This is a genomic window from Corallococcus sp. CA041A (genome assembly GCF_003612075.1).
Classification (GTDB): Bacteria; Myxococcota; Myxococcia; order Myxococcales; family Myxococcaceae; genus Corallococcus; species Corallococcus exiguus.
Genome location: NZ_RAWF01000134.1, coordinates 17,268 through 27,028 on the forward strand (window position 1 = coordinate 17,268; position 9,761 = coordinate 27,028).

Annotated in this window: 9 protein-coding genes; 3 read left to right on the forward strand and 6 right to left on the reverse strand. The window is 70.9% G+C overall.

The features are described from left to right. Nucleotides 1-2: 2 nt before the first annotated feature. The gene (locus tag D7V77_RS23400; protein WP_158624474.1) at nt 3-1,418 is read right to left on the reverse strand and encodes a sigma-54 dependent transcriptional regulator; all 1,416 of its coding nucleotides are present in this window, start codon (nt 1,416-1,418) and stop codon (nt 3-5) included. A gap of 383 nt (nt 1,419-1,801) precedes the next feature. On the opposite strand from D7V77_RS23400, the gene D7V77_RS23405 reads away from it, so the two are divergent. Genes D7V77_RS23405 through D7V77_RS23415 form a run of 3 tightly spaced genes read left to right on the forward strand, consistent with a single transcriptional unit; the run spans nt 1,802 to nt 4,451 of the window. Further along, a complete protein-coding gene (locus D7V77_RS23405) occupies nt 1,802-2,323 on the forward strand; it encodes a serine O-acetyltransferase (RefSeq protein ID WP_147452137.1) in 522 nt (173 codons plus the stop codon). Then, nucleotides 2,320-3,462 carry a glycosyltransferase family 1 protein gene (locus tag D7V77_RS23410; RefSeq protein ID WP_120578515.1) on the forward strand — a complete coding sequence of 381 codons (1,143 nt, stop codon included), beginning with the start codon at nt 2,320-2,322 and terminating at the stop codon, nt 3,460-3,462. The genes D7V77_RS23405 and D7V77_RS23410 overlap by 4 nt, the downstream gene beginning before the upstream one ends. Continuing rightward, nucleotides 3,459-4,451: a WecB/TagA/CpsF family glycosyltransferase gene (locus tag D7V77_RS23415; protein ID WP_120578516.1), complete on the forward strand. Its 993-nt coding sequence runs from the start codon at nt 3,459-3,461 to the stop codon at nt 4,449-4,451. The genes D7V77_RS23410 and D7V77_RS23415 overlap by 4 nt, the downstream gene beginning before the upstream one ends. A gap of 3 nt (nt 4,452-4,454) precedes the next feature. Here D7V77_RS23415 and D7V77_RS23420 read toward each other — a convergent pair whose 3' ends face one another. The 5 genes from D7V77_RS23420 to D7V77_RS23440 all read right to left on the reverse strand — a co-directional run bounded on the left by D7V77_RS23420 (nt 4,455) and on the right by D7V77_RS23440 (nt 9,649). Next, on the reverse strand, nt 4,455-5,930 hold the full coding sequence (locus D7V77_RS23420; protein WP_158624475.1) for a lipopolysaccharide biosynthesis protein: 1,476 nt from the start codon (nt 5,928-5,930) through the stop codon (nt 4,455-4,457). Between the two features lie 81 nt (nt 5,931-6,011). Next, nucleotides 6,012-6,722: a bifunctional 2-polyprenyl-6-hydroxyphenol methylase/3-demethylubiquinol 3-O-methyltransferase UbiG gene (locus tag D7V77_RS23425; RefSeq protein ID WP_199733826.1), complete on the reverse strand. Its 711-nt coding sequence runs from the start codon at nt 6,720-6,722 to the stop codon at nt 6,012-6,014. Between the two features lie 119 nt (nt 6,723-6,841). Continuing rightward, the gene (gene serC, locus D7V77_RS23430) at nt 6,842-7,930 is read right to left on the reverse strand and encodes a 3-phosphoserine/phosphohydroxythreonine transaminase (protein WP_120578518.1); all 1,089 of its coding nucleotides are present in this window, start codon (nt 7,928-7,930) and stop codon (nt 6,842-6,844) included. 116 nt (nt 7,931-8,046) lie between these two features. Continuing rightward, nucleotides 8,047-9,405: a cytochrome P450 gene (locus D7V77_RS23435; protein WP_120578519.1), complete on the reverse strand. Its 1,359-nt coding sequence runs from the start codon at nt 9,403-9,405 to the stop codon at nt 8,047-8,049. Nucleotides 9,406-9,469: 64 nt separating this feature from the next. After that, nucleotides 9,470-9,649 (reverse strand): hypothetical protein, encoded by a 180-nt coding sequence (locus tag D7V77_RS23440; protein ID WP_120578520.1) that lies wholly within the window; start codon nt 9,647-9,649, stop codon nt 9,470-9,472. Nucleotides 9,650-9,761: the final 112 nt, after the last annotated feature.

Sequence of the window (9,761 nt, forward strand, 5' to 3'; positions counted from 1 at the left end):
TGTCACCCCGGGTCTGGCTCCCGCTGGATGCGCAGTTCGGCTACGCGGCGGTAGAGCGTGGCCCGGCCCAGACCGAGCAGCCGGGCCGCGAGGGTGATGCTTCCGTTCGTCACCGTGAGGGCCTTGAGGATCTCCCGGCGCTCCAGTTCACGCAGCGGCACCACCACGTCGGGTGACGGGGCCAGGTCCTCGGACATCCGCTGAAGCTGTGGAGGCGCCACGGGGACGGGCGGCAGCACCAGGACGCGCAGCTCCGGCGGGAGGTCCGCCAGCTCGATGCGCTCGCCATCGCAGGAGAGGATGGCGCGCTGGATGACGTTCTGGAGCTCGCGCACGTTGCCGGGCCAGCGGTGGCGCACGAGCGCTTCGCGGGCCTCGTCGGCCAGGACGAGCGATGCGCCTCCGTACTTCTCCAGGAAGTGGTCGCTGAGCGAGAGGATGTCCGTGGGCCGCTCTCGCAGTGCGGGCACCTTCACCGGGTACACCGCCAGCCGGTAGTACAGGTCCTCCCGGAAGCGCCCCGCCTTCACCTCCGCCACCAGGTCCCGGTGCGTGGCGGCGATGATGCGCACGTCCACGCGGACCTCCGTGGTGCTGCCCACCCGGCGCAGCGTGCGCTCCTGGAGGATGCGCAAGAGGCGCACCTGGGTGGCGGGGCTCATCTCGCCCACCTCGTCCAGGAAGAGCGTTCCGCCCTGGGCCTGCTCGAAGCAGCCGCGGTGCTGGGCCGACGCTCCGGTGAAGGCGCCGCGCTCGTGGCCAAAGAGCTCCGACTCCAGGAGCGCCTCGGAGAAGGCCGCGCAGTTCACCGCCACGAAGGGCCCCTTGGCCCGCGCGCCCTGTTCGTGGATGGCGCGCGCCACCAGCTCCTTGCCCGTCCCCGTCTCTCCGAAGATGCACACCGGCACGTCGGATTGGAGGATGCGGTCCAACTGGCGCGCCAAGGTCCGCATCGGGGCGCTGCGTCCCACGATGGCGCCGATGAGCCGCTCCGCGCCGCCCTCTCGCGCGCCCCGCGGCTCCCGCCACGTCATGCGGCGGGTCTTCGCGGCGCTCTGGAGCGTCCGTTCGAGCCGGGCCGGTTCGGAGGACTTGTCCAGGAAGGCGAAGGCCCCCATCCGGGTGGCATCCACCGCGGTGTCGAGCTGCAGGTTCCGGGTGAGGACGATGACGGGCAGCGTCGTGTCCCGCGCGCGCAGATGCCGCAGCACGTCCAGGCCCGCCATGTCGTCCAACACCAGCTCCAGGCAGACCGCGAGCCACTCGGCGCTGTCCGCCTCCAACGCCTCGCGCGCGGTGGCGTACTCGCGCACCGCGTAGCCCGCCGCCTCCAGCCAGGCGCCCAGGCGACGTCTGGCGACGTCATCCCTATCGACAATCACCACGGGGGACTGCCGGTTCACGTCCAGGACATTCACGGTTTCGGGTCTCCTGACAGGGGGATGCGCTTGACGGGAGCACGCCTCCGGTCCCGGTGATGCGCGAGGCCGGGCACTCGCACATCGGAGTACGCGGGACAGCAAACGCATCCGTTTGCACAGACCATTCCCGCATGTCGAGACATCCCCTCTGGTTGATCCGGATGCGCTCGGCCAACGACTTGTCCTCTGGCCTGTTTGACAAATCCCGGCGTTGTCTACGTTTGAGACATCCCGGCGTCCCCAGATGAGACATCCCGGTTCGGGACGCAGACAGGCCCGCGGCGACCTGACACGCACCGGCAGCGCGTGCGACGCCATGGTTCCTGCCTTGCAAGCGGCAGCCGCCCATGCGTGCGTCAGCGAAGTCAATCCATGCCTGCATGGAGCCGTTGCGCGCCCTGCGTTCGGACAGGGCCCGGGTGGTGGATGCGGTCAGGGACCGGGGGGCGCGCTTTCCCAGAGCCGCGGCCCTGGCGGATCCGTCCCTATGGGCGGTGGGCCTGCTGCGGTGGGGAGCGGTGCTCCGGCGCGGACTGGGCACGTCACTGGGCCTGTCCACGCTGTTGCGCGTGGGCTTCCACATCGATGTGTGGACGGATGATATCGGCCCCGGCTTGAGGCTGCCGCACCCCTTCAACATCGTCATTGGCGATGGGGTGGAGATTGGCCCGGAGTGCACCCTGCTCCACGGCGTCACCGTCCAGCGGGGCGCGGGCACGCGCATTGGCCGGGGCGTGGTGCTGGCCAACGGCACGACGGTGCTGGCGGGCGCGTCCGTGGGCGACGGGAGCCTGGTGGGCGCGGCCAGCGTGGTGCGCGGCGCCATTCCCCCTGCGTCCGTCGCGGTGGGCGTGCCGGCGCGCGTGGTGCGGGCGTCCCGTCCCGGGGAGGCGGCTCCGTGAGGCTGGCCGTCGCGTTGGGGGGAACGGACTGGGGGCGCTCGGGCATTGGCACGTACGTGCGCGCGATGCTGCCCCGGCTGACACGAGGGCTTGCGCGAACCGGGGGCCGGCTGGTGGCGCTCGGTACGGCGCGGGACTTCGCCGCGTATGACCCGGAGCTCGTGGGCGCGGAGCGAGCCGTGGCACCGGCAGCCGTCGACACGCCCGCGCTGGGTGCATCGTGGTACCTCGCCCGCTGCGGAGCGCATGCGCGCGGGGCCGGGGCGGACGTGCTGCTGCTGCCCGCCGCCAACCGCCGCGTCGCGCTGCGGCCCGGCCTGCCCACGGTGGGCGTGGTGCACGACCTGGCCCAGTTCAACGTGCCGGACAAGTACGACCGGCTGCGCACCACCTACGTGAGATGGCTTCTGCCCAAGGCGCTGAGGTCCTTCGAGGCGCTGGCCGCCGTCAGCCAGGCCACGCGCGGGGACATGGTGAGCTTCCTCTCCTGCGCGCCCGAGCGGATCCACGTCATCCCCAACGGCGTGGACGCGGACCGCTTCGCGCTTGGAGACGGCGCTGGTGCCGCGTGGGCCCGTGAGCGGCTGGGCCTGAAGGCGCCGTATCTGCTGTACCTGTCGCGCCTGGAGCACCCGGGGAAGAACCACCTGCGGCTGCTGCGGGCGTTCGCCGCGTCCCCGGTGAGTCAGGACCATCAGCTGGTGCTGGCCGGCGCGGATTGGGGCGCCGAGCAGCTCATCCGGGCGGAGCTCCAGCGGCTGGGGCTCCAGGAGCGCGTGAGGATCCTGGGCTACCTGGAGGACGGCCTCATCCCGGGCCTGGTCGCGGGCGCGGAGGCGCTCATCGCGGTGGGGCTGTGCGAGGGCTTCGGCCTGCCAGCGCTGGAGGCCATCGCGGCGGGCAAGCCCGTGCTGGCGGCTCGGGCGGGAGCGCTTCCGGAGGTGGTGGGCGAGCTGGGGGTGTTGTGCGATCCGCTCGACGAGCGGGACATGGCGGCGGCGCTGACGCGGGTGGTGCGGGACGAGCCACTGGCCGCGCGGGTGCGGCGCGAAGGGCCAGGGCACGCCCGCCAGCGCAGCTGGGACCGCACGGGCGACGACCTGCTGGCCCTGTGCCGCGCCGTGGGAGGCGTTCGATGAAGGCACCCCTTCCCCGAGCCTCGCTGCGAGACGTCCTGCGCGGGCGCGCTCCGCTGGTGGGCGCGCGCTTCAACGAGGTGCTGCCGCGCGGCTACCTGTCGCCGGTGGAGGCGCGCTGGCTGCTCGGGCTGCCTTATGGAGACCTTGCCGCCGAGGAGGCGCGCTATCTCCAGGGCCGCACCCCCGCGACGGACTTCGGAGTGATGTTGCGCACGTCGGTGGCTCGCGCGTTGGCACCGCCCGAGAGCGCCCAGCCCGAAGTGCGCCCGTTCATCGTCTCCGCCCGCGTGGACAACCTCACGCTCGAACAGGCGGTGGAGCAGCTCTTCACGCAAGGACAAGGTGGCCGCGCGAAGCTGGTGTCCATCGTGCACCCGCACGCCTTGAACCTGGCGGCACGCGACGTGGCGCTCGCGCAGGCGCTGGCGGAAGCGGACATGGTGCTTCCGGATGGCATTGGCATCCGGGTGGGCGCGGCGCTGCTCGGCGTGGCCATGCGCCACAACCTCAACGGCACGGACCTGTTGCCGCTGCTCTGCAAGCACGCGCCCGCGCGAGGCTGGCCCGTGGTGCTCGTGGGGGCGGCCCCCGGCGTGGCGGAGGCCTGCGCGGAGAACCTGCGAAGGGCCCACCCGGGCCTGGAGCTCCCCATCGTCTCGCACGGCTTCCTCACCGCCGCTGGCTCCCGCGCGCTGGCGGAGTCCATCTCGCGGCTGGGCCCCTGCCTGGTGCTGGTGGGCATGGGCAGCCCCCGGCAGGAGCTGTGGGCGCGCGAGTACCTCTCCGGGGCCGCGCAGGCCGTCATCCTCACGGTGGGAGGGCTGTTCGACTTCTACTCGGGCCGGATCCAACGCGCGCCCATCGCCTGGCGTGAGCTGGGCTTGGAGTGGATGTATCGCCTGCTCCAGGAGCCCCGCCGGATGGCCGTCCGCTACCTGCTGGGCAATCCGCTCTTCCTGCTCCGCATCCTCTGGCAGAAGCTGCGGTAGTCCTCAGGGCGCGTACGTCGGCACGGCGCCGCCCACCGGAGTGGATGCCGCCGCCGCGAGGCGTGCATCCCGCCGCCACCAGACGAGCAGTGCCATCCCGGTCCCCAGCAGCGTGACGAGTGCGCAGACGCAGGCGCTCCCCAGCGGACCCCGCGAGGCGAACGGCGCGAGCCCCCAGCCCACGACGAGCGACACGAGGCCCGCGGCTCCGACCGGGGCCAGTGCCCAGAGCACCTCCCGGACGGTCCACTGGACCAGGGCGCGGACCTTGCGCCAGACGAGCACGGCGATGACCCCGTTTCCGAGGACGGTGCCTCCGGCGACGGCCCACGCACCGGCGTACCGCACCCCGGCCATGGAGACGGCGACGTTCAGCGCGTGGCCGATGAGCACCGGGTGGGTCAGGTGCCACGGCGTCTCACCGCTCACGGCCAGGGCCGAGGACGCGCTCTCCTCGGCGGCCGCGATGACCGCCGCGGTGCCCAGGAGGACGACCGCGAGCATGGTGACGGAGTCGTGCGCGAGCGCGCCCACCCAGGCCTCCAGCAGGGCGGTGCCATCCAGGGCCAGCGCGATGACACCGCTGGAGGCGAGGCCGCCCAGAAGGGCCGTGCCAAGGCGAAGCGCGCTGGCGCGGTGCCGGGCATCTCCGAGGCGATGGATGAGCCATCCGCCCGCTTGCTTCGCGAAGGCGAGGATCTGCTCCACGGCGCGGGAGGCCACCTGATACGCGCCCACCGAACTCAGGGACGCGGAGCGGGTCAGGATGAGGACATCCGCGCGGACCGCCGCCGCGATGCCCACGTTCATGGCCAGGGCCGCGGCGCCCTGCCGGAACGCGCTGCGCACCTGGGACGGATCCGCCGGCCATCCAGGACGCAGCGAGAGGTGCGGGTCGATGCGCCTGGACACCGCCGCTAGGAGCAGGAGCTCCAGCGTGGCTCCCGCGAACAGCCCCAGCGCCGGCCCCAGCAACGAGCGCGTGGTGCCGAGCACCGCCGCCGTCAACGCAATCTGGCTCGCGGCTCCGATGGCGCGCGCCCAGGCGAGCGAGGTGTTGGCGCCCCGCATCAGCAGGAACGCACGCAACGGTGCCGCCAGCGAGCCCGCGAGTCCCGCCGCGAGGACCGGAAGCGCGGCGCGGGCCACGTCCGCCCGCAGCGCTTCGGACGCGGACGGGAGGTGGAGGAAGAACACGTACGCACAGACGCAGAGACAGGGACAGACGAGCGTCACCACCAGCAGCGTGAGGCGGATGAGCTGGCGCGTGGCGGCATCGTCCGTTCTGGCCGCCGTGCGTTGGACGGCGATGCTGAGGCCCAGGTCCGACAACCCGAGGAGGAAGCCCGTCGTGCCAAGGACGCCCCAGGCGCCGAGGCTCTCCGGACCGAGCAGGCGCACCACCAGCGCGACCGTCGCCAGCCCCGTCACGATCTGCACCACGTGCCGAGCGCACGACGCGAGCACGTCGACGCTCATCCTCAGGAGCGATCTCTCAGGGGCCATGCACCCCTGACCATTGCAGCCCGTATGCCGTAGCGCGTGGGCCGACGCGGTGGCTCAGCCCCGGGACTTCACGGCGCGGACGCCGATGACGACTTCGTAGTGGGGGTCATGCACGTCGAGGTCGGCGGTTCGCAGGTCCTCCCGAGCCAGGCCGTGCAGGGTCGCGACCGCGGCGCGGACGTTCCCGAAGGACTCCACCCGCACGTTGCCGGGGCCGAAGGACGGCTCAAAGAGGTGGTGGACGGAGCGGGAGGTGAACCGCCAGCAGTCCGGCCACTGCTCCATCGCGCCCCAGTCCACCTTGATGATGCCGGGCACGGTCAGCAGCGCCACGCCGCCAGGCTGGAGGATGCGGTGCAGCTGTCGCACGGCGGCCTGGACATCGAAGACGTACTGCAGCACCTGGGTGAAGAGGACGCAGTCGAACGCATCCGAGGGAATGTCGACCGCGTGGGCGATGTCTCCCACGAAGGTGGCTTCCGGGTTCCCAGGAAGCGCGTGGAGGATGTCGGAGCGGGTGACACGGCTGGCGCCGAACCGCCGCGTGTAGCGCGCGTCCCCGACCTCCAGCGTTCGGCCCTGGACGTCGGCCGCGTGCCGCGCCAGGAAGTGCTCGATGTAATAGCGATCAATGGGCTGGCCGCGGTCGTGTCCCCAGTGCGCGCCGATGGGCGTCTGACGCCCCAGGCTGCCCCACCGCACCCGCCCCATGGAGACCTGGCGCTTGTGATGGGCCAGCCACTGATAGATGCCGTCGGGAAGCACGGCCCGGAAGAGTCGCTTCGCCCCTGTGGGAGTCATTGGGCGATACAAGCAAACACAGCCACAGGGAGCAACCTCACCGGAGCGTGTCTCGAATTGAGACACGTGGGCCGGCGAGCGAACTACCCGTTGCGCTTCGCGAAGTCGTCCATGAATGAGACGAGCGTCTTCACGTGGTCCACGGTCACCGCGTTGTACAAAGACACGCGGATGCCGCCCGTGATGCGGTGGCCCTTCATGCCCACCATGCCGGCCTTGGCGCCTTCGGCCACGAAGGCCTCTTCCAGCTTTTCGTCCGGCAGGCGGAACACGACGTTCATGTACGAGCGCGACGCCTTCTCCACCGGGGCCCGGTAGAAGCCCGCGTTGCGGTCGATGGCCGTGTATAGCAGGTCGCCCTTCTCACGGTTCCAGGCCTCCACCTGCTTCAGGCCGCCCACGCCCTTGATCCACGAGAGCACGTTGCGGCAGAGGTAGATGGAGAAGGTGGGGGGCGTGTTGTAGAGCGAGTTGTTCTCCGCGTACGTCGTGTAGCGGAAGATCCTCGGGATGTCCTTGCGGCCCTTCGCCATGAAGGACTTCTCCACCAGCACCAGGACGATGCCTGACGGCCCGATGTTCTTCTGGGCTCCGGCGTAGATGAGCGCGAAGCGGCTCACGTCGATGGGCTTCCACAGGATGTCGGAGCTCATGTCCGCCACCAGCGGCACCTGCCCCACTTCCGGGAAGGTGTGCCATTGCGTCCCGAAGAGCGTGTTGTTGCTCGTCATGTGGACGTAGGCGGCCTTCGGATCCAACTGGAGCTCGGCCTGGGTGGGGACGCGCGTGAAGCGCTTGTCCTTGTCCACCGTGTTCGCGGCGATGCGCGGCGTGCCGTAGTAGCGAGTCTCGTCCACCGCCTTCTCGCTCCAGCCTCCCGTCACCACGTAGTCCGCGGAGCCGCCCTGGGGCAGGAAGTTCATGGGCACCTGCGCGAACTGCTGCGAGGCGCCGCCCTGGAGGAAGAGGATCTCGTGGGTGTCCGGAACGGCCAGCAGCTCCTTCACGAGGGCGAGGGTCTCGTTGTGGACGGCCTCGAACGCCTTGCCCCGGTGGCTGTGCTCGATGATCGACATCCCCGTGCCCTGGAAGTCGAGCAGTTCGTCCCGCGCCCGCTCCAGCGCCGCCGTGGGGAGACCGGCCGGGCCGGGGTTGAAGTTGATGACGCGCATGGCAGTGCCCTCTGGAAGTGAACCGCGCCGGCATTCTCGCCGGTGGGACTCCGGGGGTCACCAGCAACTTGGGGGCGGTGCCGGGCCTCGCTCACCGCCCCTGGCTGCCTGCTTCGTCAGCGGGCCACCACCGCCGCGGGGGCCGCCGCCGCATGCACCGCCGGCCCCAGGGAGCGCAGGGGGATGTCCTCGTGGGGCACCGCCGTCACGTTGCGGCGGACCGCCCGGACCTCCGTGTCCTTCGCCAGCTCGAAGCGGTGGGCCCACAGCAGCGTCCCCAGCGTCACCTTCATCTCGTACAGCGCGAACGCCGCGCCGATGCACCGGCGGGCCCCTCCTCCGAACGGTACGTACTCAAACGGAGAGTAGCGGCGCCCCAGGAAGCGCTCCGGCAGGAAGCGCTCCGGCTCCGGGAAGGTCTCCGGCCGCGAGTGCGTCAGCGTGATGGCCACCATCAGCCCCGTCCCCGCGGGCAGCTCGTAGCCAGCGAGCGTGAACGGCTCCCGCAGCTTGCGCGACACCAGATAGAACACGGGGTTGAGGCGCAGCGCCTCGTCACAGACGGCGGACAGGTACGGCAGCTTGGAGAGGGCCTCCGGATCCGGCGCCGTCGGAAATGCCGCCAGCTCCTGGTGCAGCTTCTCCAGCGCCTCGGGCGCCCGGTGCAGGAAGTACATGCCCCAGGTCATGCTGACCGCGGTCGTCTCATGGCCGGCGACGAGCATCGTGCGCAGCTCGTCCTTCACCTCCACGTCCGTCATCGGCTCGCCGTTCTCGTCCTTCGCGGCCAGCAGCATGCTGAGCACGTCCTCGCGCTTCTCTCCGCTCGCGCGCCGGGCGGCGATCTCCTCCGTCAACAGCACGTCCAGCTGGGTCGCCTCCTTCTGGAAGCGCGCCCACGGCCCCATGCCGCCGAACTGGCGCCGCAGCGCCGGCATCATCGCCAGCGAGGGCGTGTAGTTCTCCAGGTAGGCCTCCAGCACGTGGCGGAAGCGCTCCACGCGCGCCGCGCCCTCCACGCCGAAGACGGCGCGGATGATGACCTCCATGGAGATGGCCTGGGTGAGCCGCTGGGCCGTGAGCGTGCCGCCGGGCTTCACGCCCTCCAGCTGCCGGAGCGCGGCCTCCTGCATCAGCGCCCCGTAGGCCCGCATCCGCTCCCCGTGAAAGGCAGGCATGATGAGCCGGCGCTCGCGCTTGTGCCGCTCGCCTCCAATCAATAGCAGCGAGTTCTCACCAATCAATGGCTCCATGGGCACCTTCGCCATGGGCTCGAAGATGTTTGGATCCGCGGCGAAGATCTGCTGGGTGACCTGCGGGGAGCCGGTGACCACGACCGTGCCCAAAGGCAGCGTCATGGTGAAAGGGTCTCCGTAGCGCTTCGCACAGTCCGCGAAGAAGCCGGTGGCGTCCTTCGTGAACCGCACCATCTGGAGGGGAGGCAAGCGGGGACCAGGGGGCAGACGGCTGCGCATGGTGACACTCCTTGACTGAAAGACCGCGGGGTTCGTTCAAAGCCTGCCATCCGGACCGGACGGCTCAGTTGCGCAGCACGCGTCTGTTCATCAACAGCGATTGCATCCGCTCCAGGCTCCGGGGCTCGCCGCAAAGGCTGACGAAGGCCTCCTGCTCGAGCGCGAGGACCTCCTCCTCCGTCACCTCATGCCCCGCGCCCCCCGGCCCGCCGCACAGGATGGCCGCGAGCCGCGCGCCAATCACCGCGTCGTGCGCCGTCAGCTCGCCGCACGCTCCACCGCGCGGCCCAGCGTGGCCACCACGTCCGCGTCGAGGCTGTTGTGCTTCGTCTTGAAGCCCACCCCCAGCACCCCGT

Bases quoted from the DNA above. Each gene is read 5' to 3' on its own strand.
- D7V77_RS23405 (WP_147452137.1), top strand. From the start codon at position 1,802: ATGGAGCCGTTGCGCGCCCTGCGTTCGGACAGGGCCCGGGTGGTGGAT.
- D7V77_RS23415 (WP_120578516.1), top strand. From the start codon at position 3,459: ATGAAGGCACCCCTTCCCCGAGCCTCGCTGCGAGACGTCCTGCGCGGG.
- D7V77_RS23420 (WP_158624475.1), bottom strand. From the start codon at position 5,930: ATGAGCGTCGACGTGCTCGCGTCGTGCGCTCGGCACGTGGTGCAGATC.
- serC (WP_120578518.1), bottom strand. From the start codon at position 7,930: ATGCGCGTCATCAACTTCAACCCCGGCCCGGCCGGTCTCCCCACGGCG.
- D7V77_RS23435 (WP_120578519.1), bottom strand. From the start codon at position 9,405: ATGCGCAGCCGTCTGCCCCCTGGTCCCCGCTTGCCTCCCCTCCAGATG.